Source organism: Rhizobium sp. WCS2018Hpa-16 (assembly GCF_031843705.1).
Taxonomy (GTDB): Bacteria; Pseudomonadota; Alphaproteobacteria; order Rhizobiales; family Rhizobiaceae; genus Agrobacterium; species Agrobacterium tumefaciens_C.
On record NZ_JAVTIX010000002.1, the window covers coordinates 343,596 to 367,770 of the forward strand.

The 24,175-nt window shown below is 57.9% G+C and carries 22 protein-coding genes and 1 tRNA gene; 13 read left to right on the plus strand and 10 right to left on the minus strand.

The window, feature by feature from the left end; translation table 11 throughout:
- From RQI55_RS07820 to RQI55_RS07840, 5 genes are all read right to left on the minus strand, one after another.
- Complete coding sequence (locus RQI55_RS07820; protein ID WP_243256710.1) at positions 1-1,008, minus strand: ABC transporter permease; 1,008 nt, start codon at positions 1,006-1,008, stop codon at positions 1-3.
- Positions 1,005-2,006 carry an ABC transporter permease gene (locus tag RQI55_RS07825; RefSeq protein WP_243256709.1) on the minus strand — a complete coding sequence of 334 codons (1,002 nt, stop codon included), beginning with the start codon at positions 2,004-2,006 and terminating at the stop codon, positions 1,005-1,007. The genes RQI55_RS07820 and RQI55_RS07825 overlap by 4 nt, the downstream gene beginning before the upstream one ends.
- Positions 2,007-2,019: 13 nt before the next feature.
- Positions 2,020-3,516 carry a sugar ABC transporter ATP-binding protein gene (locus tag RQI55_RS07830; protein ID WP_243257000.1) on the minus strand — a complete coding sequence of 499 codons (1,497 nt, stop codon included), beginning with the start codon at positions 3,514-3,516 and terminating at the stop codon, positions 2,020-2,022.
- Between the two features lie 252 nt (positions 3,517-3,768).
- Positions 3,769-4,779: a rhamnose ABC transporter substrate-binding protein gene (gene rhaS, locus RQI55_RS07835; protein WP_243256708.1), complete on the minus strand. Its 1,011-nt coding sequence runs from the start codon at positions 4,777-4,779 to the stop codon at positions 3,769-3,771.
- Positions 4,780-4,825: 46 nt separating this feature from the next.
- Entirely contained in the window at positions 4,826-5,653 is an 828-nt protein-coding gene (locus tag RQI55_RS07840) for a DeoR/GlpR family DNA-binding transcription regulator (protein WP_243256707.1), read from the minus strand.
- A 202-nt stretch (positions 5,654-5,855) separates the two neighbouring features.
- Between RQI55_RS07840 and RQI55_RS07845 the strand changes: the two genes are divergently transcribed.
- Positions 5,856-7,949, plus strand: a complete 2,094-nt coding sequence (locus RQI55_RS07845) for a bifunctional rhamnulose-1-phosphate aldolase/short-chain dehydrogenase (protein WP_243256706.1) — start codon at positions 5,856-5,858, stop codon at positions 7,947-7,949.
- Between the two features lie 18 nt (positions 7,950-7,967).
- Here RQI55_RS07845 and RQI55_RS07850 read toward each other — a convergent pair whose 3' ends face one another.
- Entirely contained in the window at positions 7,968-8,126 is a 159-nt protein-coding gene (locus RQI55_RS07850; RefSeq protein WP_042618061.1) for a YqaE/Pmp3 family membrane protein, read from the minus strand.
- A 90-nt stretch (positions 8,127-8,216) separates the two neighbouring features.
- Between RQI55_RS07850 and rhaI the strand changes: the two genes are divergently transcribed.
- Positions 8,217-9,509, plus strand: coding sequence for an L-rhamnose catabolism isomerase (gene rhaI, locus RQI55_RS07855; protein ID WP_243256705.1), 1,293 nt, complete (start codon positions 8,217-8,219; stop codon positions 9,507-9,509).
- Between the two features lie 350 nt (positions 9,510-9,859).
- Here rhaI and RQI55_RS07860 read toward each other — a convergent pair.
- Together RQI55_RS07860 and RQI55_RS07865 are read right to left on the minus strand one after the other, a co-directional pair.
- Positions 9,860-9,935 (minus strand) — tRNA-Thr (locus RQI55_RS07860).
- A gap of 126 nt (positions 9,936-10,061) precedes the next feature.
- Positions 10,062-11,018: a nitronate monooxygenase family protein gene (locus RQI55_RS07865; RefSeq protein ID WP_243256704.1), complete on the minus strand. Its 957-nt coding sequence runs from the start codon at positions 11,016-11,018 to the stop codon at positions 10,062-10,064.
- A gap of 317 nt (positions 11,019-11,335) precedes the next feature.
- Between RQI55_RS07865 and RQI55_RS07870 the strand changes: the two genes are divergently transcribed.
- Complete coding sequence (locus RQI55_RS07870) at positions 11,336-12,526, plus strand: hypothetical protein (protein ID WP_243256703.1); 1,191 nt, start codon at positions 11,336-11,338, stop codon at positions 12,524-12,526.
- A gap of 74 nt (positions 12,527-12,600) precedes the next feature.
- Here RQI55_RS07870 and ppk2 read toward each other — a convergent pair whose 3' ends face one another.
- The gene (gene ppk2 / locus RQI55_RS07875; protein WP_042617904.1) at positions 12,601-13,482 is read right to left on the minus strand and encodes a polyphosphate kinase 2; all 882 of its coding nucleotides are present in this window, start codon (positions 13,480-13,482) and stop codon (positions 12,601-12,603) included.
- Positions 13,483-13,685: 203 nt separating this feature from the next.
- Between ppk2 and phoR the strand changes: the two genes are divergently transcribed.
- From phoR to RQI55_RS07925, 10 genes are all read left to right on the plus strand, one after another.
- Complete coding sequence (gene phoR / locus RQI55_RS07880; protein WP_409233703.1) at positions 13,686-14,945, plus strand: phosphate regulon sensor histidine kinase PhoR; 1,260 nt, start codon at positions 13,686-13,688, stop codon at positions 14,943-14,945.
- Positions 14,946-15,157: 212 nt separating this feature from the next.
- Complete coding sequence (locus tag RQI55_RS07885) at positions 15,158-16,192, plus strand: substrate-binding domain-containing protein (protein ID WP_042617906.1); 1,035 nt, start codon at positions 15,158-15,160, stop codon at positions 16,190-16,192.
- A 271-nt stretch (positions 16,193-16,463) separates the two neighbouring features.
- Positions 16,464-17,948: a phosphate ABC transporter permease subunit PstC gene (gene pstC / locus RQI55_RS07890; protein ID WP_042617907.1), complete on the plus strand. Its 1,485-nt coding sequence runs from the start codon at positions 16,464-16,466 to the stop codon at positions 17,946-17,948.
- Positions 17,945-19,267: a phosphate ABC transporter permease PstA gene (gene pstA, locus RQI55_RS07895; RefSeq protein ID WP_042617908.1), complete on the plus strand. Its 1,323-nt coding sequence runs from the start codon at positions 17,945-17,947 to the stop codon at positions 19,265-19,267. The genes pstC and pstA overlap by 4 nt, the downstream gene beginning before the upstream one ends.
- A 14-nt stretch (positions 19,268-19,281) precedes the next feature.
- Positions 19,282-20,097 (plus strand): phosphate ABC transporter ATP-binding protein PstB, encoded by an 816-nt coding sequence (gene pstB, locus RQI55_RS07900; RefSeq protein WP_042617909.1) that lies wholly within the window; start codon positions 19,282-19,284, stop codon positions 20,095-20,097.
- Positions 20,098-20,189: 92 nt separating this feature from the next.
- Positions 20,190-20,906 (plus strand): phosphate signaling complex protein PhoU, encoded by a 717-nt coding sequence (phoU, locus tag RQI55_RS07905; RefSeq protein WP_042617910.1) that lies wholly within the window; start codon positions 20,190-20,192, stop codon positions 20,904-20,906.
- A gap of 31 nt (positions 20,907-20,937) precedes the next feature.
- Entirely contained in the window at positions 20,938-21,621 is a 684-nt protein-coding gene (gene phoB / locus RQI55_RS07910; RefSeq protein ID WP_174152016.1) for a phosphate regulon transcriptional regulator PhoB, read from the plus strand.
- A gap of 362 nt (positions 21,622-21,983) precedes the next feature.
- A complete protein-coding gene (locus RQI55_RS07915) occupies positions 21,984-22,193 on the plus strand; it encodes a cold-shock protein (protein WP_042617912.1) in 210 nt (69 codons plus the stop codon).
- A gap of 225 nt (positions 22,194-22,418) precedes the next feature.
- The gene (locus RQI55_RS07920; protein WP_042617913.1) at positions 22,419-22,640 is read left to right on the plus strand and encodes a hypothetical protein; all 222 of its coding nucleotides are present in this window, start codon (positions 22,419-22,421) and stop codon (positions 22,638-22,640) included.
- A 37-nt stretch (positions 22,641-22,677) separates the two neighbouring features.
- On the plus strand, positions 22,678-23,067 hold the full coding sequence (locus tag RQI55_RS07925; RefSeq protein ID WP_042617914.1) for a DUF6481 family protein: 390 nt from the start codon (positions 22,678-22,680) through the stop codon (positions 23,065-23,067).
- 375 nt (positions 23,068-23,442) lie between these two features.
- Here the strand turns inward: RQI55_RS07925 and RQI55_RS07930 are convergent, their stop codons facing one another.
- Positions 23,443-23,988, minus strand: a complete 546-nt coding sequence (locus RQI55_RS07930) for a GcrA family cell cycle regulator (RefSeq protein WP_192063348.1) — start codon at positions 23,986-23,988, stop codon at positions 23,443-23,445.
- Positions 23,989-24,175: the final 187 nt, after the last annotated feature.

Sequence of the window (24,175 nt, forward strand, 5' to 3'; positions counted from 1 at the left end):
CTACCTCATGGCCCGCAGGCGGCGCACGACGATGGGAATGGCGATGGTGATGATGAGGAGCAGGCCGACGAAGATCGACATGACGATGCCCGGCACGTTCAAGAGGCCAAGCCCGAAGGTGACGAGGCCCATGACGAAGGCGGCAATGACCACGCCGCCAATGGTGCCGGAACCGCCCAGAATGGAAACGCCTCCCAGAACCACCATCGTCACCACTTCCAGTTCCCACCCTTGCGCGATGGAGGGGCGGGTGGAACCGAGACGCGAGGTGAGGCACACGGCGGCGATACCGCTCATGAGGCCCGTCAGCAGGAAGAGAATGAACTTCACCCGTTCCACGGGAATGCCGGAAAAGCGCGCCGCGAAGGGGTTGGTGCCGATGACGAAGACCTGACGGCCGAAATTGGTGGCGTGCAACAGAATGGCGAAGATGACGGCCATGACCACGAACAGCACGAATTCGAAGGAGATGACCCAGAAGACGTAACCCTGGCCGAAGAAGGCGAAATCCTCAGGATATTTGCCAAAAGCCTGATCGCCCAGCACCAGATAGGAAATGCCGCGAAACAGGCTCATCGTGCCGATGGTGACGACGATGGAGGGCAGCCGCAACCTCGCGACAAGAAAACCATTGAACGCACCGCAGGCAAGGCCGGTGCCGATGCCAAGCGCCACAAGGCCCGATGTGCCGACGCCCATCTGCACCGCATAACCCATGACGGTGGAGGCGAGCGCGATGATGGCGGCGACCGAAAGATCGATCTCGCCAGCGATGATCAAAAGCGCCATGGCGAATGCGATCAGCGCCTTTTCGGTAAAGTTGAAGGTGGCGTCCGAGAGGTTATAGGCATCGAGAAAGTAAGGCGATGCGAAGGAGTTGACGATGAAGATCAGGATCGCAACGCCCAAAAGCAGCACTTCCCAGCTGGCCATGATGCGCTTGAACGGCGTGCCGAGCTTATCTGGAATGACGCGCGGCGTTTGTGTCTCCGGTGCGGTCATGCTCATGCCTTGGCCTCCTTGACGGTATCGCTTGCCGCCCTGTCGCGCAGAATGATGCGGCCTTTCTTCGCTTCGGCGCGGGCATTGAACACCACGGCCAGCACGATGACGACGCCTGATATCGCCATTTGCGCGAAGGGCGAGATGCCGATGACGGGCAGCGCATTTTTGATGACGCCCAGGAACAACGCCCCCAGCACCGCACCGGCAACCGAGCCAATGCCACCGGCAATCGATATGCCGCCGATGACGTTCGCCGCAACGCTGTCCAGTTCAAAGCCGGATGCGATATCCACATAGGCCACGGCGTAACGCGAGACCCAGAGATAGCTTGCAAGCCCCGCTAGCGCGCCTGAGAGAACAAAGGCCAGAAACCGCGTGCGGCCAACATCGATGCCCGCATAAACCGCCGCGCCGGGATTGCCGCCGGATGCATAGGCAGAGCGCCCGAAGGATGTGCGGGTCAGAACCAGCCAGGCGCCTGCGATGATGAGAGCAGCGACCCAGGAGAGAACAGGCATGCCCAGAACAGGCGTGCGGGGAACATTGAGAAATGTGGGTGACATCTGGTGCGCATTGATCCACGCACCGCCTGAGAGAACAAAGGCCATGCCGCGATAGATGGTGAGCGTTCCCAACGTGACAACGATGGAGGGCAGGCCCAGCCACCAGACAAGAATGCCGTTGATCGACCCTAAGAACGCGCCGATCACAACTGCCATGGCAATCAGGAAGGGCAGGGGTATCGAGGGAAAGGCGGCATTGGTCATGGCCACGGCCATGCCGGTAAAGGCAAGGTTGGCGGCCACCGAAAGATCAATGGATTTCGTCAGGATCACCGCCATCTGGCCGAGCGCCAGAATGATGAGGATGGAGGTGTCGTTGAAGATATTGACGAGATTTCCGGGGCGCTCAAAGCCGGGGGAGCGCATCGAGAAACCCGCGATCAATGCGATGATGATGCCTGCCAGCAGCCATTCACGGTTTTTCAATAGTCTTTTCATGGCGTTGGTCCTCTCACGCATTGCCCGTGGCAGCACGCACCAGCTTTTCGGCTGAAAAATCTGTCCGTTCGAATATGCCGGCCATCAAGCCCTCGCGCATGACGATCGCGCGGTCCGACATGCCGAGAATTTCCGGCAGTTCGGATGAAATCATGATGATCGACAGTCCTTCGGCGGCAAGCTCGCTGATGAAGCCGTGGACAGCGGCCTTGGAGCCGATATCGATGCCCTTGGTGGGCTCATCCAGAATGATGACTTTGGGCTGGGTGGCGAGCCACTTGCCGATGACGACTTTCTGCTGGTTGCCGCCCGAGAGTGTGCCGACGGGAACGGAGAGTGCGGCAGCGCGCAGATCCAGACGTGAGGCATATTTGCGGGCCAGCGCAAACTCGTTGGCAGCGGCCAGAAACCCCTTGCGCGATGTGCGCGCCAGCGATGGCAGCGACATGTTCTGATAGATCGGCAGATCAAGCGCCAGCCCGTGCCGCCCGCGCTCTTCCGGCACATAGACGATGCCGGCTGCAATCGCATCTTGCGGGCTGCGGATGGAAATTCGCTGGCCATCAAGGGTCAGGGTGCCGGATGCGGGACGGGTGATGCCGAACAAAGACTGGCAAAGCTCCGAACGCCCGGCACCAATCAGGCCATAAAGCCCAAGGATTTCGCCCTTGCGCAGATCAAAGGAAATGTCGCGAAATTCGGTGTCATGGCAGTAGCGCTGCACCGAAAGCGTGGTCGTGCCGATGTTGACGGCCTGCTTGGGAAAAGCATCCTTCACATCGCGGCCCACCATCAGCCGCACGATTTCGTCCTGCGGCGTTTCTTTCAGATCACCCGAGCCGACCATTTTCCCATCGCGGAAAACGGCGTAGCTCTCGGCGATCTCATAGACCTCATCGAATTTGTGGCTGATGAACAGGATCGCCTTGCCCTGTCCCTTCAGGTTCTCGACAATGCGGAACAGATCATCGATCTCTTTGCGCGAGAGTGCGGCCGTCGGCTCGTCCATGATGACGATGCGGGCCTCGACAGACAGCGCCCGCGCAATCGCCACCAGATGGCGCTGCGCGATGGACAGGTCTTTCAGCCGGATGGTGGGATCGATCTTGCTTTCCAGCCGCTCCAGCAGCGCGCGGGATTTGTCGTTGATGGTTTTCCAGTCCATCAGGCCGAAGCGACCCCTAGGAGCATGGCCGAGAAAGATGTTTTCCCCCACGGATAGCTCGTCAAACAGCACGGTTTCCTGATGGATGGCAGTCACACCCGCATCGATGGCATCCTGCGCGCTTTGAAACGTCACCGGCTGGCCATCCAGCAGAATTTCACCTTCATTGGGGCGATAAATGCCGGTGAGGATTTTAACCAGCGTCGATTTCCCCGCGCCGTTTTCACCGATCAGAGCTGTGACCTTGCCGGGATAGAGCCGGATATTGACGCCATCGAGTGCTTTGACGCCGGGGAATATCTGGCTGATGCCGCGCATTTCGAGGATGGGAGCTGAACTTCCCATAGCCTGTGCGTGTGGCGCTGTCGCGTCAGTGATTTTCTCTACAGCCATTGTCATTGTCAGAATTCCGAGCGCTCATTGTGGAGCAGGGGCGACCCACGTCCTCGACGTCATCCTCGGGCTTGTCCCGAGGATCTAACCACGTTCGATGTCGGGGTTCGTTAGATCCTCGGGACAAGCCCGAGGATGACGTCTAGGGTGTGATGTCTGTCTGAAAACCCGACGACGATCGCCGTCGAGCCACACATCAAAAGATCAGAAAATCTTCGAGAACTGATCGATATTGGACGAGTTGTAGACAAACGGATCAGCCATGGCGGCTTCGTTGTTTTCGCCAACCTTGATCTTGCCCATGCGTCCGGCTGCGATTTCCGAACCCGCCTTGCCGTCTGCTTCACCCTTGACGAGGCGATAGGCGATCTGGGTTGCGGAATAGCCGAGATCGATCGGGTTCCAGATGGCAAATTCCTTTGTCGCGCCTGATTTGATGGCACCAGCCATTTCAGATGGAAGGCCAAGGCCTGTCACAAAGACCTGCCCGATCTTGCCCGCATCCTTCACCGCCTGCGATGCGGCCAGCACGCCAACGGTCGTTGGTGCGACGATGACCTTCACATTGGGCTGCGAGGTGAGGAGGCCCTGCGCTTCGCGGTAGCTCTTGTCGGCAAGGTCATCGCCATAAACAGTGGTAACGAGGTTGAGGCCGGGGAAGTCCTTCAGCTGCTTCTTCATCTCGTCGATCCAGATGTTCTGGTTCGTGGAGGTGGTGGTGGCAGACAGGATGGCGAAGTCGCCCTTGCCACCATCCAGATGCGAAGCCGCCAGCTGCAGGCACATCTTGCCAATCAGCGCGTTGGAGGATGGGTTTAGCTGGAGAATACGACCTGCCGGTGCAACACCGCTATCCCAGGAAATAACCTTGATGCCGCGCTGGGCTGCCTTCTTCAGCGCTGGAACAACCGCATCCGGATCGTTGGCGGAAATGGCGATGGCATCAACGCCCTGCGCGATCAGCGAGTTGATGACCTCGATCTGACCTTCGGCTGTGGTCGTTGTCGGGCCGGTATAGATGATCTCGACGCCACCCAGTTCCTTTGCCGCTTCTTGCGCGCCCTTGTTGGCGGCTTCAAAGAAGCCATTGCCGAGGGACTTCACGACAAGCGCGATCTTGATATCCTTGGCCTGTGCCATGCCGCCAAAACCGGCAACGCCGATGGCGACGCTGAGTGCCAGGGCCTGGCTCAGTCTTCTCCGTGATAGTTTCATGTTGGTTCTCCTCCCGATTGAACATCATTCTCCGCCGCGGTGCTCCTCAAGCAACCGAGGCGGAATCCTCCTCGTCTGGCGGTCGCGTCTGCGCCGTCGCAGCCAGTCCGGCCACGATTAGCGTCACGCCCGCCGCTTCCACCATCCGCGCTGCCTCGTCGGTAATGCCCTCATCGGTAATGATGGTGGACACGTTTTCCAACGGGCAGAGAATAAGGCTTGAGCGTTTGCGGAATTTGGAGGAGTCGATCATCACGATCAGCTCTTCCGCCTGCCGCATCAATTTCTGTTCGCTCTGGATAACCAGCGCATCCGACTCCATGATGCCGAGCGCGCCGACACCCTGCGCCCCGATGAAAATCCGTCGCGCATAAAAATTGCGGATCGCATCATTCTCGAACGGCGACAGGATCAGGCTCTGGTCGCGATAGATCGCGCCGCCGGGAACGCTGACATTGCACTTGGAATGCTTGACCAGATGCTCGGCAATGGCGAAGGAATTCGTCATGACCTGCAAACGGCGCGCCGACATATAATGCACCATCTGGAAGGTCGTGGTGCCACCATTGATGATAATGGCGTCGCCTTCTTCACACAGATCCACCGCTTTGCGCGCAATTGATCGTTTCTTGTCGATATTGACCGATTCCGATACGCGAAACGGCCGAGCCGCGAGATTGCCGAGCTGTGGTGGATGCACCGCCTCCGCTCCGCCACGCACCCGCCGCAGCTTTCCCTTAACATGCAGGGAGGCGATATCGCGCCGGATCGTCGCTTCGGAAGCGTCCGTCAATTCGGCAATATCCTGCACCGTCACAACAGGCTTTTCCTGTATGGCGCTCAAGATGATGCGATGGCGTTCGCTTTCGTGCATGGGGTCCTCCTGATGGTCAGTTATTCGTAAAGATCTGATGTTGTCAATCAAGTTCGATCAAAATAAACAATGGTGCGATGCAGCATGAAAATATATGATCGTTTATGATTGACATTGTCGTTTTGAATGCGCGATACCTGCCTGCATTGGGAGGCGGGCCGGTGTTCAAGGTCTGCGATAAACGACATGGGAGGATATTGCGATGGGCCAGACGGGTCTTCTCGAAAACCGCTGGGATGATGCCTATGCGGCAACACTCGATGAGCCGGGCAAGCTGCTCTATCGCTCCAATCTTTTGGGTGCAGACAAGCGCATCACCAATTACGGCGGCGGCAACACCTCGGCCAAGGTGCTGGAAATTGACCCGCTGACGGGCGAAAAACTCCGCGTCATGTGGGTCAAGGGTTCGGGCGGCGATGTCGGCACCATCAAGCTGGATGGCTTTGCCACGCTTTATCTCGACAAGCTGGAAGCCCTGAAAGGCATCTATAAGAGCGTGGAAGACGAAGACCGCATGGTCGGTTTCCTGCCCCATTGCACCTTCAATCTCAACCCGCGCGCCGCTTCCATCGACACGCCCCTGCACGGTTTCGTGCCGTTTGATCATGTCGATCACATGCACCCGGATGCGATCATCGCCATTGCCGCTTCAAAGAATTCCAAAGAGCTGACGCAACAGATTTTCGGGTCCGATATCGGCTGGCTGCCATGGCGCCGCCCCGGCTTTCAGCTCGGTCTCGACCTCGAAGCCTTCGTCAAGGCAAACCCCAGTGCCAAGGGCGTGGTGCTGGAAAGCCACGGCCTGTTCACCTGGGATAATGATGCCAAGACCTGCTACGAGCTGACGCTTGAAATCATTAACAAGGCCATCACCTGGTTTGCCAAGGAAACCGAGGGCAAGACGATTTTCGGCGGTGCCGTGGCCAAGAGCCTTGACGTTGAAGAGCGCCGGGCCATCGCTGCGCGCCTGATGCCTGAAATCCGTGGCCGTATCGGTTGTGATGAGCGCAAGCTCGGCCATTTCGATGATCAGGATGCCGTGCTGGAATTCGTCAATTCCAAGGACTTGAAGCCGCTCGGGGCGCTCGGCACATCCTGCCCTGACCATTTTCTGCGCACCAAGATCCGCCCGCTGATCCTCGATCTCGATACGGCAAAACCCGATGTGGATGCGCTGCTCGCCGGTCTTGATCAGGCGCTTGCAGACTACCGCGCCGATTACGTCAGGTATTACGAGGCCTGCAAGCACGATAACTCGCCTAGAATACGCGACCCCAACCCGGTGATTTTCCTCATTCCCGGCGTCGGCCTGCTGTCCTTTGCCAAGGATAAGGCGACAGCGCGCATTGCCGGTGAATTCTACGTCAACGCCATCAATGTGATGCGCGGCGCTTCTGCAGTGTCCGAGTATCAGGGCCTGCGGGAGCAGGAAGCCTTCGATATCGAATACTGGCTTTTGGAAGAGGCAAAGCTTCAGCGCATGCCAAAGCCGAAAAGCTTGGCTGGCCGGGTCGCCTTCATCACCGGCGGTGCCGGTGGCATTGGTCGTGCGACGGCTGAACGTCTGGCGAATGAAGGTGCCTGCGTGGTGCTGGCCGATATTGACGAAGCCGCTTTGGAAGCCACCAAAGGCGATTTCGAAAAACGGTTCAGCGCGGATGCCGTTCGCACAGTCAAGCTTGACGTGACCAAGGAAGACGCGGTGCTGTCAGCCTTTGCCGAGGCCAGCGTCGAATTCGGCGGCGTCGATATTCTCGTTTCCAATGCCGGCATTGCCTCGTCTGCGCCTGTGGAAGACACCACGCTTGCCATGTGGAACAAGAATATCGACATTCTGGCGACCGGCTATTTCCTCGTGTCTCGGGAAGCCTTCCGGCTGTTCCGTCGTCAAAAGCTCGGCGGCAACGTGGTCTTTGTAGCATCGAAGAACGGCCTGGCCTCATCGCCCAACGCCTCGGCTTATTGCACGGCAAAGGCAGCCGAAATCCATCTGGCGCGTTGTCTTGCGCTGGAGGGAGCGGACGCTGGCATCCGCGTCAACACGGTCAATCCCGACGCGGTTCTGCGTGGTTCGAAAATCTGGAATGGCGAGTGGCGGGAGCAGCGGGCTGCATCCTCGAAGATCGAAGTGACCGATCTCGAAGAGCATTATCGCAATCGCTCCATGCTGAAGCTGAACGTTTTCCCGGAGGATATCGCAGAAGCGATCTACTTCCTGACATCGGATGCCTCGGCCAAATCGACAGGCAACATCATCAATGTCGATGCTGGCAATGCGCAAAGTTTCACCCGCTAAGTGCGGGTGAAAACAGGCTTACTTGCGCAGGATAACCCAGATGGCGTGAATGATGCCGGGAATATAACCGCAGAGCGTCAGCAGGATATTGAGCCAGAAATGCAGGCCAAGGCCAACCTGAAGAAACACGCCGACTGGCGGCAGGAAAATGGCAAGAATAATACGAATTACGTCCACGATTGAATATCCCGTCTGTTTGTTGCTGCCCACATAACGTGGGAAACGCCGGATTGGTTTCAAATGGGTGGCGCGGACCGGGAGGAAGACATGGTTGAACTGAAGATTGCCGCAGATATTGTCGAGCGCGAGAACGAAAAACGCCAGGCGGCCCACGGCTCGGACTATGATGCGCTGGGCGAGCATCTGGCGCGGCGCAATATCGATATCGAAGCCATAACCGAGCAGGTGTCGAAATTCTTCGTGGCCGTTCCATCCTGGGGTGTGGGCACCGGCGGCACGCGCTTTGCCCGTTTTCCCGGCAAGGGTGAGCCGCGCGGCATTTTCGACAAGCTGGACGATTGCGCCGTCATCAACCAGCTGACGACGGCAACCCCCAATGTGTCCCTGCACATTCCCTGGGACAAACAGGACCCAAAGGTACTCAAAGCCCATGCCGATGCTTTGGGTCTCGGCTTCGATGCGATGAATTCCAATACGTTTTCAGATGCGCCGGACCAGCCGCATTCCTACAAATACGGCTCCCTCAGCCACGCCGATGCCGCCACACGCGCGCAGGCCGTGGAGCACAACATCGAATGTATCGAGATTGGCAATGCCCTCGGCTCCAAGGCGCTGACGGTGTGGGTGGGCGATGGCTCCAATTTCCCGGGCCAGAGCAATTTCACCAAAAGCTTCGAGCGCTATCTCTCCGCCATGGCCGATATCTACAAGGCGCTGCCGGATGACTGGCGCATCTTTTCCGAACACAAGATGTATGAGCCTGCCTTCTATTCGACCGTGGTGCAGGATTGGGGCACGAACTACCTCATCGCCAATACGCTGGGCGATAAGGCCTTCTGCCTTGTGGATCTCGGCCACCATGCGCCCAACACCAACATCGAAATGATCGTCGCCCGCCTCATTCAGTTCGGCAAGCTCGGCGGCTTCCATTTCAATGATAGCAAATATGGCGATGATGATCTGGATGCGGGCTCGATTGATCCCTACCGCCTGTTCCTCGTCTTCAACGAGCTTGTCGATGCAGACCATCGCGGCGTCAAAGGCTTCCACCCGGCCCACATGATCGACCAGTCGCACAATGTGACGGACCCGATTGAAAGCCTCATCTCCAGCGCCAACGAAATCCGCCGGGCCTATGCGCAGGCGCTTCTGGTGGACCGCGTTGCTCTGGATGGCTACCAGCAGGACAATGACGCACTGATGGCATCCGACACGCTGAAACGCGCCTATCGCACAGATGTCGAGGCTATTTTGGCCGAGGCGCGCAGACGTGCAGGCGGCGCAATCGACCCCGTCGCCACCTACCGCGCCAGCGGCTACCGCGCCAAGGTCGCAACTGAGCGCCCAGAGACCAAAGGCGGCAGCGGCGGCATTATCTGATGGCCTTTGCGACGCACAGCAAAGCTTAACAAACAAAGGCACGCCAATGGCGTGCCTTTACGCTTTCATAACCAAATATGTCAGACTTTAAAGAAACGTGTTTTCCGCCCCATCATCTTCACATTCACGCTTATGTTAGCGAACCATGAAGAAGAAGCCCATAGACAGATCAGGCCTGATTTTCGTAGCGCTGCTGTGCGTGCTGGTTGGCATCGTGCTCAGCATCGCTTTCCTCAACGGCGATAGGCAACTCTCGCCACAAAGCCAAGATGGGACTTTGATCCCGAGAACGACGGTTCAGCCGACACAATAGGGGCGTGAGCGCGATGATTTTAATGTTCGATGAAAAATGGTGCCGCTTGCAGGACTCGAACCTGCGACCCCATCATTACGAATGATGTGCTCTACCACCTGAGCTAAAGCGGCTTACCGGCTGCCGAGATGTGTCGGCGCGGTTGATATGGCGGGCTGATACAGGCATTGCGGATGGATTTCAAGTCTTGAATGGGGCTTGCGGTAAAAATCCATCGGCCCCCATTCCTTCTTTTTGATCTACCCGCAAATCCGCGCCTTGGCTGCGGCGTATTCTCCGGCCAGACGGTCGACAAGGGCCGAGACGGGTTCGATGGCCTTGACGGCACCCACGCCCTGGCCTGCGCCCCAGATATCTTTCCATGCCTTCGCGCCGCTCGTTGCTGCGCCAAAATCCATTTTGGAGGGATCGGCCACGGGCAGATTGTCGGGGTCCATTCCGGCGGCAATGATGGAGGATTTCATGTAGTTGCCGTGAATGCCGGTGAAATAGTTGGAATAGACAATGTCGTTGGCATAGGCATCGACGATGGCCTGCTTATACGCCTCGCTTGCCCGTGCTTCCGTCGTGGCGATGAAGGGAGAGCCGATATAGGCCATGTCTGCGCCCATGGCCTGTGCCGCCAGAATTGCGCCGCCATTGGCAATGGCACCTGCCAGAAGCAGGGGGCCGTCAAACCATTCGCGGATTTCCTGCACCAAAGCAAAGGGTGAGAGCGTGCCTGCATGGCCACCTGCGCCTGTGGCCACGGCGATCAATCCGTCTGCACCCTTGCGGATGGCGGAGTTTGCGTGACGGTTGTTGATGACATCATGCAGCACGATGCCGCCATAGGAATGGATCGCGGCATTGACCTCCGGCACGGCACCGAGCGACGAGATGACGATCGGCACCTTGTATTTCACGCAAAGGCCCAGATCATGCTCCAGCCGCTTGTTCGACATATGGACGATCTGGTTGACAGCAAAGGGAGCGGCCGGTCTTTCCGGGTTTGCTGCATTATAGGCGGCAAGGTCTTCCGTCATCATGGCAAGCCATTCGTCCAGCTGGCTTTCAGGGCGGGCATTCAGCGCCGGAAATGAGCCAACAACGCCTGCCTTGCACTGCGCCAGCGTCAATTCCGGGTGGGAAATGATGAACAGCGGCGACGCAACGACCGGCAGTCGAAGATTGTCCTTGAGTATAGACGGCAGCATGTTTCCTCCCCATGAATGACGTTTACGCGCACGTAAGATGTAGCGAAGCGGAGCAGCATTGAAAAGCGAAAAAAGCGGCTGGTTTCGTCTGGGTGTTGAAAGCGGGGCTCGCATGGGTGGGCAGAGGACTCACAAAGACTCAGCCACCCCCCATTGCCCAAGCGGGCACATGGCGGGGCCTTTCGGGCATGTTTTCCCACGACATTCTGACATTTGCCAAATACTTCTCTTGCGGATGGGCAAGCGAGACGTTACCGAATCGTAAACAGTGGCGCTATGCCGCAAAAGCCTTTCGGATGGCAAGAAAAGGACCGATAGTGAGCGGACTGGAAACGGCAATCAGAAATGCCCTCGAAAAATCGGACCGATCGAGTGCCGAGGTTCGGGCACGGATTTACCAATCCTCACGCCAGGCGCTGGAAGCGGGGCTGCGCAAGCAGGGCATAGATGATCCGGAAGTCGTGGCGCAGCAGCGCCAGCGGCTGGAGGTGCTTGTTCACGCCATCGAAAACGAAGAGCGAAACCGCCTGCTGAGCGTGGTGGAAGATCATGTGCGCCGGGAGACGGCACGCGCGCCGGCACCCGTTGCTCCGCCAGCGGCAAAAGCAGCTCGCCAAGTGGCAGAGCCTGACGACAGGGTTGAGGAGGATGATGCGCTGCCGGTTGAGCCGCAACTGCGCGCAGAGCGGCTGGATGACACGCCTGATACCAGGCCCATTCCGAGCCCCAGCATCGATGATTTTCATGCCGAACGCGGTGTGACCGCACCAGATGCCCGCTCCACCCGCGCCGAAGACGCCGCTTCCCTGTCGTTTACGCCAGAGCGGGCGGCAAAGGCTCGCCGTAAGAAGGGCGTGGTTGCGCGGCTGTTCATTTACTTCACGCTGCTCGCGTTTCTCGGCTTCGGCGCTTGGTGGATCTACAGTTCAGGCATATTGCTGAGCCCGGCGGAGCGTGACACCGGCGTGCCCAACCCGCCGCCGGAAGTGCAGTCGGAAGATTTCACCGGTGCGCCAGAGGCCCCGCCGCAGAACCGTGAGGCCGGTCGTGGCTTTTCCGATGCCTGGGAGGAGGTTTTCAATGCCGAGCGTGGCAATCAGGGCCTGCAGGCCGGCTCTCTCGCCGTTGTCGAGCCGATTTCCACCGCCGCCGGAAAGGCGATACGCCTGTCCTCACGTGTATCGGAAGCCGATGGCAATGTGGGGATCACCGTTCCGCCAGAGGTGTTGCGCGAAATGGCAGGCAAGTCCTCGACCATCGCCGTGACCTTGCAATCCTCCAGCGACCGCCAGACCCAACTCTCGATCAGCTGCGATTTCGGAAGCCTTGGAAATTGCGCGCGCCACCGTTTCACCGCAACGCCGGAGCGGGCCGATATGCTGATCAATGTCACATTCGACCGCACATTGGCGCCCAGCAGCGCGGGCCGCATCATCATCAACAGCGATGTCGATGGCAACGGACGCCCGGTCAACCTCTATTCAGCGCGGATCCTGCCGGGCGAATGATCAGGACTTTCGCTTCACAGGCCGGGTTGCGGCCTGTGAAGGGAGAGGGGATCTCACGCCACGCTTGCAGCTTCTCACTTCAGAAAATCAGGTCCTGACCCAAGGATCTTCTGATCGATATCACCGATCACCTTCTTGTCCTTGCCTTCATAATCCAGTGATTTCAGAATGTGCTTGATGAGATTGATGCGGGCGCGGCGCTTGTCATTGGCGCGGATCACGGTCCATGGCGCTTCGTCGTTGTGGGTTTTTTCCAGCATCAGGTCACGCATGGCGGTGTAGTCGTCCCACTTGGTCAGTGCCGCAATGTCCATATCGGACAGTTTCCAGGCTTTCAGCGGGCTATGGCGACGATCATGAAAACGGTCGAGCTGGGTTTCGCGGCCGGTGTCCAGCCAGAACTTGAACAGATGCGTGCCTTCATGGACGATCATCTTTTCAAGGCGGGGCGCTTCCTTCAGAAATCGCTTGTGCTCTTCTGGCGTACAGAACCCCATGATCGGCTCGACACCAGCCCGGTTATACCAGGAGCGGTCGAACATCACGAACTCGCCAGCCGTTGGAAAATGCGAGATGTAACGCTGGAAATACCATTGCCCACGCTCGGTTTCCGTGGGCTTGGTCAGCGCCACGATGCGGGCGGCACGGGGGTTGAGATACTCCATGATGACCGAGATGACTCCGCCTTTTCCCGCCGCATCACGGCCTTCGAAAACGGACATGACGCGGGTGCCGGTCGCCTGCAACCAGTGTTGCACCTTGACCAACTCGATCTGTAGCGCTTCCAGCGTTTTGTCATATTCTTCGCGGTTCATCTTCTTGTCATAGGGAAAGCCGCCAGCTGTTAGCTTGGCCTCTTCCACCCAGTCCGGCAGAACCGGATCATCGATGTTGAAGATGCGGGTTTTTCCGTTGATCTGAAGTTCAACGGAGCGGTCCTTGGCGTTTTCGCTCATTCTGGCTCCCTTTGGGTGCAGTCGTTGCCGACCTGTCGTTCACGTCGCATGAAAGATCGCATGACAAGAGCTCATCGCGCTGAGCCTCCACCACACATGGATATCAAACTGTGGGAAAAGACATAGTGATGAATCTCTGTCATGAAAGAGGGATAGAAGAGTTCGATCGGCGATTTGCGACGGAAGGCATAGGGTGAATGGAGATGATAGGGAGTGAACGCAGCGCCAGACAATATCTGAGCCAGCTTCGCAACAGCTGGTTGCCCATTCTGGTCGTCTCCATGCTGGCCGTCGTCGCGTCACTTGAATTGCTGTCTCCCGTTGTTCCAGCCGTCCTGTGGGCCGCAGCCGTTGTCGCCATTCTCACCGTCAATGCCCGCCCTTCGCTGGATGTGAAGGCGCAGGCCTCCCAGACGGTGGATGACGATGAGGACGTTGCGCAAAGCCGGATTGCCGGTGTCCGTTCGGGGCTCGCCGCGCTTGATATGCCGGTTTTCATTCTGGATCGAAATGCCAGCGTTCTCTTCGAAAACGCGGCTGCCGAGCGCGCATTTGGTACGCTCCCGGCGGGATCGCATATTTCTGGCCGCATGCGCTCGCCAGGCCTGCTCGATGTGATCAGAGAGGCGATTGCGACGGGCGAGGCGAACCAGACCGAACATTCCGAACGCCTGCCGTCCGAGCGCGTCTTCATCGTCCGCATCGCGCCTGCCATCCTTGAAGGTGAGGCGGCAACCTCGCTTTACATCCTGTCCTTTCGCGATGTGTCCGAAACGCGCCGCATCGACCGCATGCGCAGCGATTTCGTCGCCAATGCCAGCCATGAGTTGCGAACCCCGCTTGCGTCCCTGCGTGGCTTTATCGAAACAATGCAGGGTCCGGCGCGTGATGATCCCAAGGCTCGTGAGCGGTTCCTCGGCATCATGCTGGATCAGGCAACCCGGATGAGCCGGCTGGTGGACGACCTCATGTCGCTGTCGCGGCTAGAGCTGCGCGCCAATATCGCGCCGGACCAGAAGGTCGATCTGGTGCCGCTTTTGGGCCACGTTCGGGATGCGCTTCTGCCGCTTGCCGAAGACCTCGATGTCACGATCAATCTCCATGTCACGGATGAGAAGGTCGAGGTAACGGGGGACCGGGATGAGCTGGTGCAGGTATTCCAGAACCTGGTCGAGAATGCCTGCAAATACGGTCAGGAAGGCAAGGTGGTCGACGTGCACCTGAAGGCCTTGGCTGGCGAGCCCATCGAGGTCAGCGTTCTGGACAAGGGCCCCGGCATTCCCGCAGAGCACGTTCCGCGCCTGACCGAGCGGTTCTACAGGGTCAGCGTTGCCGACAGCCGCTCCAAAAAAGGGACCGGTCTGGGGCTTGCCATCGTCAAGCATATTCTAACAAGACACCGCGCCCGTCTCATTATCCGCTCGGAAATGGAAGTGGGAACGGACTTCACCGTCAGATTTTGACATAAAGGATTTCCCCGTCCCGTAGGAAATCAAAAAATCCATTTAAAATCAATCAACTAGATTGTCACAAATACTTCACCGAAATGACATAAAAGGGTGAGGCAAGACTGGTTATGAAGAAGCCGCCGGGGTAGCCCAGTTTGGGTGATAGGGTAAAACTCTGCCGGCAGCGTTCACAAAAGCCCACCGCGGGCACCCTACGGGAGAGTCACATGAATATCGTAAAATTGTCCGCAGCAGCCCTGGTAGCTTCGGTTGCCTTTGCAGGCGCTGCCGCTGCTCGCGACCAGATCCAGGTAGCCGGTTCGTCCACCGTTCTGCCTTACGCAAAGATCGTTGCTGAATCTTTCGCTGAAACATTCCCTGATTTCAAGGCTCCAGTTGTTGAGTCCGGCGGCACAGGCGGTGGTCTGAAGGCATTCTGCTCTGGCGTTGGTGAAGGCACCATCGACGTTGCAAACGCTTCGCGCAAGATCAAGGCTGACGAACTTGCAGCGTGCAAGGCAGCTGGCGTCACCGACGTTCAGGAAGTCAAGATCGGTTATGACGGCATCGTCTTTGCGATGGACAAGTCCAACAAGGACGTCAAGCTTGAGCCAAAGGACCTGTACCTTGGTCTGGCTGCTGAAATCGTAAAAGACGGCAAGCTCGTTGCCAACCCTTACAAGAAGTGGTCGGAAGTTAACAAGGAGCTCCCAGACGTAGCGATCGCTGCTTACATTCCTGGTTCCAAGCACGGCACACGCGAAGTCTTCGAAGAGAAGATCATGGCTGATGGCTGCAAGGAAGCTGGTGCGACCGACGCGATCAAGGGTCTCGTTGCAGACGCCAAGCAAGCTGCTTCCAAGTGCGTTGCAGTTCGTAAAGACGGCGCTGCTGTCGATATCGACGGCGACTACACGGAAACGCTGGCACGCATTGCTGCCAACAAGACCGGCCTCGGCGTATTCGGCCTCGCATTCTACGAAAACAACATGGACAAGCTGAAGGTTGCAACCGTCAGCGGCGTTGTTCCTTCCACGGAAACCGTTGCAAGCGGCAAGTACCCTGTGTCTCGCCCGCTGTTCTTCTACGTCAAGAAGGCGCATCTCGGCGTTATTCCTGGCCTGAAGGAATATGTTGAGTTCTTCGTTTCCGACGAGATGATCGGCCCAGACTCTCCGCTGTCCAACTACGGCCTGGTTGCTGCTCCTGAAGCAGAGCGCAAGGAAATCCGCGCCCAGTTCGAAACCGGTAAGGTCATGTAATCCGGACGGGAGGCGCGGCAGTGATGCCGCGCCTTCCATCTATCTGTCTGCCAAGGCGCTCATGGGCTGACAGGTCCTATTTACCGGATGTTCATACGACCCGATGAATAGGATCTATCAATCTGGAAGCCGAAGCCGAGCAGGGGACTACGCCGCCTGTCGCGAAGCCCGATGACTGAAAGGTCAGCCCGGTCTTCGGACGATCCGATGTGCAAATAACAAAGCTGCCTGATACCGCATCCCTTTTTCTGATGCGCCGAGGAAAGTCTCCATGAACACATCCATTCTTTTACTGATATTGGCGCTGATCGGCATAGCCAGCTATTTGCTTGGCACACGTCGCGCAGTCGCAATGGTGGGCGCAAGCACCACAAAAATGCATTCCCGGCCGGGTTATCACGGCTCTTATGTTCTCGTCTGGGCCGTTCTTCCTGCGGCTTTCATTCTGGCGCTTTGGCTGATTGTCAGCCCTCTGGTCATCACTTCTGCGGTGCGCGCCTCGTTTCCAGAGGATATTCAGGCGCAATCTGAGGCTCAGCAGAGCCTCAATTACGGCATGGTCGGCTCGATTGCGCGTGGCCTTGAGCGTCTGACACCGGAAGAGTTTGCTGCTGCCAAGGCTGATCCGGCCACATTGCGGCCGTTGCTGGGCTCCAAGGGCGTCGCCATTGCCGGAGACCCGCAGCCCTACATGGTCGAAGCTGCTGAAACGCTGAACACCATGTCCGCCACAAGCCAGGTCGGAATGGTTCTGGTCGTTCTCGTCGCGGCCATCGGTGGTGCGCTTTATGCCATGCGCGGCATTGCGCCACGCTTCAGGGCGCGCAACAATGTCGAAAAGGTCATCCTTGCGGCTCTGGTGCTGGCATCGTCCATCGCCATTCTCACCACCATCGGCATTGTTCTGTCGATGCTGACGGAAGCCATTCAGTTCTTCAACATGGTGCCCGCCCATCAGTTCTTCTTCGGAACGGTTTGGGACCCACGTTTTGCCGCTGCCGGTTCCACCGATAGCGCAGGTCAGTTCGGCCTCATCCCGCTTCTGGCAGGCACGCTCTATATTGGCTTCGTCGCCATGCTGGTTGCCGTTCCGGTCGGTCTGTTTTCCGCCATCTACATGGCCGAATATGCCAGCCCTCGTTTCCGCTCGGTTGCAAAGCCGCTGCTGGAAGTGCTGGCGGGTATCCCGACCATCGTCTACGGCTTCTTCGCCCTGACCACCGTTGGCCCGTTCCTGCGCGATATTTCCTCGCAGATCAACGGACTGGCGACTGGCGACTACACGAACTTCATCCAGGCGCAGAGCGTCATCACCGCCGGCTTCGTCATGGGCATCATGTTGATCCCTTACGTTTCGTCGCTGTCGGATGACATCATCACCGCCGTTCCACGCACCATGCGTGACGGTTCACTCGGTCTGGGTGCCACCCGCTCTGAAACCGTCAAGAAGGTCATCCTTCCGGCAGCCCTTCCAGGCATCGTCGGCGCGATCCTGATGACGGCCTCGCGCGCCATCGGTGAAACCATGATTGTGGTGCTGGCTGCAGGTGTGGCAGCACGCCTGCAACTCAACCCGTTCGAGCCGATGACCACCGTCACCGTCAAGATCGTCAGCCAGTTGACGGGTGACCTTGAGTTCACCTCGCCACAGACACTGGTTGCCTTCGCGCTTGGCATCACCCTCTTTGCCATCACGCTTTGCCTCAATATCTACGCGCTCTATATTGTGCGCAAATACCGGGAGCAGTACGAATGACCGACGTCGTTACTCCGGGCACCATTGCCCCAGCCGCAACGAAGAAGGTCCGGCGCGATATCGGCATCAAACGCCGCTACGCCTCCGAGCGCCGCTTCCGCACCTACGGTCTCGCAGCCATTACCTTCGGCCTGCTGTTCCTGTTTCTTCTGCTCTGGTCCGTCGTGGGCAAAGGCTACACAGCGTTCCAGCAGACCATGATCACGGTCCCGGTCGAGTTTTCTGAAAAGATCATCGATCCTGACAATGTGCGTGCCCAGAACCCGGCCAAGCTCGTTACGGCCAACTATCCTCTCATCGCCCGCAATGCGGTGGCCAAGGCACTCGGCGTCTCGCTGGATGACCGCACGGCTCTGCGCGGTGTGTCCGCGATGATTTCGGACGGTATCCGCGTTCAGCTTCGTGATGTCGTCGTTGCCGATCCTGCTATCATCGGCACCACACGCACGGTTTCCCTTCTGGCATCGGGCGATCTCGACAGCGCCTTCAAGGGCCAGGTCGATCTGAGCGTGAATGAAGAGAACCGCCGCATATCCGATCAGCAACTCGCATGGGTCAAGCAATTGTCCGATGCCGGCCAGATTGCCAAGCAGTTCAACACCGGCATCTTCTTCAACGGCGCATCCAGCCGTCCGGAAGCCTCGGGCGTTGGCGTGGCTCTCATCGGCTCGTTCTATATGATGCTGATCGTGCTGGTCCTGTCTCTGCCCATCGGTGTCGCAGCCTCCATCTATCTGGAAGAGTTTGCGCCCAAGAACCGCCTGACGGATCTCATCGAGGTCAATATCAACAACCTGGCGGCTGTTCCGTCCATTGTTTACGGTCTGCTTGGTCTGTCGGTCTTCATCAACTTCATGGGCTTCCCGCGCTCGGCCTCTCTGGTTGGCGGTCTGGTGTTGACCCTGATGACGCTGCCAACCATCATCATCGCCACCCGTGCGGCGCTGAAGGCTGTACCGCCCTCCATCCGTGCTGCGGCTCTTGGCCTCGGCGCATCCAAGATGCAGACGATTTTCCACCATGTTCTGCCGCTGGCCATGCCCGGTATTTTGACCGGCACCATCATCGGCCTGGCGCATGCTCTTGGTGAAACCGCACCATTGCTGCTGATCGGCATGGTTGCCTTCGTTACGAACTATCCGACAACACCCATGGACCCATCCACGGCCCTGCCGGTGCAGATTTACATGTGGGCGAACGAAGCAGAACGTGCCTTTGTTGAAAGAACATCCGGCGCTATCATCATCCTGCTGATGTTCCTCATCGTCATGAATGTTGGCGCAATCCTGTTGCGTCGGCGCTTTGAACGGCGCTGGTAGAGGAGTTGAATGTTATGAACATGTTGTCGGAAGCAGCAGTTGAAAAGGCGCTGGACAAGAAAATGAATGAAGTTTCGTACAAGATGATCGGCAAGGACGTTTCTGTCTATTACGGCGAGAAACGCGCTTTGTACGATGTGAACCTCAACGTTCGCGAAAATACGGTGACAGCTTTGATCGGCCCATCCGGTTGCGGCAAGTCCACTTTCTTGCGGACCTTGAACCGCATGAACGACACCATCGACGGTTGCCGCGTCACCGGCAAGATCACGCTCGATGAGGACGATGTCTACGATCCAGCGATCGACGTGGTCGAGTTGCGCGCGCGTGTCGGCATGGTGTTCCAGAAGCCGAACCCGTTCCCGAAGACCATCTATGAAAACATCGCCTATGGTCCACGCATTCACGGTCTTGCCCGCAGCAAGGCTGATATGGACCAGATCGTAGAGGCCAGCCTGCAGAAGGCCGGCCTGTGGAACGAAGCCAAGGATCGTCTGCACGAATCCGGTACCGGCCTGTCCGGCGGTCAGCAGCAGCGTCTGTGCATTGCCCGCGCCATCGCCGTCTCGCCTGAAGTCATTCTGATGGACGAGCCCTGCTCGGCGCTCGACCCCATCGCAACGGCAAAGGTCGAGGAGCTGATCCACGAGCTGCGCAGCAACTTCACGATCGTCATCGTGACGCACTCGATGCAGCAGGCGGCGCGCGTGTCTCAGCGCACGGCTATGTTCCACCTCGGCCATCTGGTTGAGGAAAACGATACCGACAAGATGTTCACCAACCCGGATGACCAGCGCACACAGGACTACATCATGGGCCGCTTCGGCTGATCCTGCCCTCTGTCGTGTCATAGCATCCACGCCACCCCGCCTGAGCCTTCGAGCGCTTGGCGGGTGGCGTCATCTAACTGGAGAATTCGAACATGCCGACACCAAACCATATCATGTCCGCCTATGATGACGAGCTGAAGTTCCTCACCCGCCGGATCGCCGAAATGGGTGGTCTTGCCGAACAGATGTGCGCCGATGCTGTGCGTGCGCTGGTCAATTCGGACTCGGCCCTGGCGCAGAAGGTCATCTCTGACGACACCATTCTCGATCACGCCGAGCGCGAAATCGGCGACAAGGCTATCGTGACCATTGCCAAGCGCCAGCCCATGGCTGCCGACCTTCGAGAAGTTATCGGCACGCTGCGCATCGCCGCTGATCTGGAGCGCGTTGGCGACCTTGGCAAGAACACAGCCAAGCGCGTTCTCGCTGTTGCCGGCACAGGCGTTCCGCGCAAGCTGGCCCGCGGCATCGAGCATCTCTCCGAGCTTGCTCTGGTGCAGCTCAAGGAAGTTCTGGATGTCTATTCGACCCGTTCGGTTGAAAAGGCGCAGGCCATCCGCGAACGCGACGAGGAAATCGACGCGATGTACACATCGCTGTTCCGCGAATTGCTGACCTACATGATGGAAGATCCGCGCAACATCACCACCTGCACGCATCTTCTGTTCTGCGCCAAGAACATCGAGCGCATTGGCGACCACGCGACCAACATCGCGGAAACCATCTACTACATGGCCACTGGCAGCCAGCCTGAAGGCGAACGCCCGAAGGACGATAGTTCCAACACGCTCGGTGCCGTAACCGAGTGAATTCTCTAAACGACTGGCGGAGTCTCTAGCCATGGTGCCCAAAATCGCAGTTGTCGAAGATGAAGAAGCCTTGAGCGTTCTGCTTCGCTACAATCTGGAATCCGAAGGTTACGACGTGGATACCATTCCGCGTGGTGACGAAGCGGAAATCCGCTTGCAGGAACGCACGCCGGATCTGTTGATCCTCGACTGGATGCTTCCTGGCGTCTCCGGCATCGAGCTTTGCCGTCGTCTGAGAATGCGCCCGGAAACCGAGCGGCTGCCGATCATCATGTTGACGGCACGCGGCGAAGAAAGCGAGCGCGTGCGTGGTCTGGCCACAGGTGCGGATGACTACGTCGTCAAGCCGTTTTCAACGCCTGAGCTGATGGCGCGGGTCAAGGCCATGTTGCGCCGCGCCCGGCCGGAGGTTCTGTCCTCCGTGCTGAAATGCGGTGATATCGAGCTGGATCGCGAAACGCATCGCGTTCACCGCAAGGCCCGCGAAGTGCGGCTCGGACCAACCGAGTTTCGCCTTCTCGAATTCCTGATGGTGTCTCCCGGTCGCGTCTTTTCGCGCTCCCAGCTTCTCGATGGTGTCTGGGGTCACGATATCTATGTGGATGAGCGAACGGTGGACGTCCATGTCGGGCGCCTGCGCAAGGCACTCAACTTCTCCAGCATGCAGGATGTGATCCGTACCGTGCGCGGCGCCGGATACTCCATGGAAGCCTGACCAACGCACCGGGGCTGAAACGTCTCCCGTATGGTCTCAAAATCTCATGCACCGCTCCCACAAGGGGCGGTGTTTTGCATTTGGCATAATGGATATCAATGCGTTAGCGCCGCTAGATGCCGCCAGTAACCGGAGTGACCTGCACAGCTTCTGAGTGTTGATTTTATGTTTCTGTAATTTAAAGTTTGACTCAGTGGCCAGAAGGCTCTATGTATTGGTCATCGATCTTTTGCTTGCTGAGCTTTGGTTACCGCGCGATTAGCACCGCGCTTTGAACTAACCCTTCCTTTCAAAAAAATCGCTACACCGCATACAGGACTCACGTTCTGTGACTTATAACTTATGCTTTGAAAGGGTTCATTATGACCACAGGCACAGTAAAATGGTTTAACTCCACCAAGGGCTTCGGCTTCATTCAGCCAGACAACGGCGGCGCCGATGCATTCGTGCACATTTCCGCTGTTGAGCGTGCAGGCATGCGCGAAATCGTAGAAGGCCAGAAGCTTTCCTACGATCTCGAGCGGGACAACAAGTCCGGCAAGATGTCTGCCTGCAATCTCCAGGCTGCTTAATACGGGTATCGACTTTCCTTTGACCACGGATGTACTGGCATTGTCGAAAGTTTGAGACCACCGAGGTCAGGCATGTTGCCTGGCCTTTTTTTATGCCGCAAGTCGGCCACATGCTTGGACGTATTGCATTCTTAGATGCAAGAATACGCTTCAAGCCGTGAATGCGTATCGCTCTATCCATAAATCGATTCCGGTTTTCAGTGCGATGCGATAGGAGAAAATTCCATGTCAGACGCTCACAGCAAATCCCGCAAGCAGGCCGAAATTGCTTTCGGAGCGACGCAATCGCAGTTCTTTGCCCGCGGCAAAGCGGTCGATGAGTTGAACTCGATTGCGAGCGCCCGTGATGAAAAGACCCTCAGGCTGCGGGAAGCGCGTCTTGCGAAAGAACTGGAAGACAGCTTGAAGCCCGCAGTTATCCCAACCAAACGCGCCAAAAAAACCTGATCCCTGATCGGTATGACGCATCAACTGGAATAGAGATTTGAGAAACACTCGAAATATCAAGAATAACGAAGTTTCCGAACGTCGCGGCGCTGCTGCCGAGGCAAAGGCCGCTCTTTTGAAGGCCTATCGCGAAGCCAAGGAAGCCGCGGCTCCCACGCTCGAAGCCAAGCAGGCCGAGCAGATTGCCGTTGCCGAAGCCCGCAGAGCCCGCCAGGCCGAGCGTGACCAGCAGAAGCGCGAAGAAAAATTGCGCCTGGAAGAAGAGGCCGCGCAACGCGCAGCTGAACTCGAAGCTGCTGCAAACGCTGAAGAAAATGAGCGCAAGGCGGCTGAAAAAAATCGTATCGCTCGCGTCGTCGAAGACGAAGCAGCCCGCAAGGCAGAACGCGATCGTCGCTATGCCAACCGCAAGGCCCGCCAGGGCTAAGCTTGAAGCCATGATCCTGCAGCCGTTCAATCGAGGGGCTGCGATCATCCGCTGCGAATGCTGCGCGGAGTGCGAAAGCCCAAGAGGCGCTTCGCACCCTTGCCGCATATGGGATCAGCCATGCCGCCGCATTTCGGTGCAGCGCGGCATGATCCCGAGGCTCTGAATGCCGTGACTTGCGGCAGCTCTTGCGGCTCCAGAGTCCGCTTACCGGTACGCCGTTTCAATCCCCGATGACAAACTGACAAATCAATCGCCATCTCCTTGGTGACGCCTTCGCCTGTGCATGTTTGCGCTGTCCAAGCCGAAAAAATCGCAACAAAAAAGCGGGCCAAAGACCCGCTCATTTTATTGCGTCGAACTGGATGCGAAGCCTTAGGCTCTGCGGCGTTCGCTTACTGGCTGGTAAGCCAGCTTTGCGTGGAAGCGGCAGTACGGCGAAGATTCAGAAGCATCACAGCCGCAGAAGTGGAAGTCGTCCTTCAGAGGGTCGCCAACTGGCCACTTGCAGGTGCGTTCCGTCAGTTCCGTCAGCGTCAGGCGCAGCGATGTCGGCAGCGTGGAATTGCTGACCGGCACATATTCAAGAATCCGTGGTGCATCCGTCTCCGCATCGTCCTTCTGAACGTTTGCGTCTGCGGCGCGTGTGTTGGCGCGGGCAGGGGCAACGCGGCCCTGGAAAGTGGCAGCGCGGGGTGCCGCAGCAGAGGGTGCAGTTGTCGCTGCCGGACGCTTTGCAGCGGGACGCGCGGTTGCAACCGTGCCGCCAGCCTTGGCGCGGCCAGGAAGGTTCAAGCGGTGGACTTTGCCGATGACGGCGTTGCGGCTGACGCCTCCGAGCTGGGCGGCAATCTGGCTGGCGCTGAGGCCTTCAGACCACAGTCGTTTCAGTCTTTCGACCCGTTCATCAGTCCAGTTCATGCCGTGTCTCCGCTGGTCGCGAAGGCAGAATCATTCTGCTATGCCGTGGAGTGAACCACGCGCAGAGTATCCGCCAGATTGTAGGTGACTAGGTCCGCCGCTTGCGATCTAGTAATTGAGAGTTAACCTAATCGTCGGCAGACTCCGTGACAAGAGTCGGGAGAATCATCTGGAATCGATTTTCCGG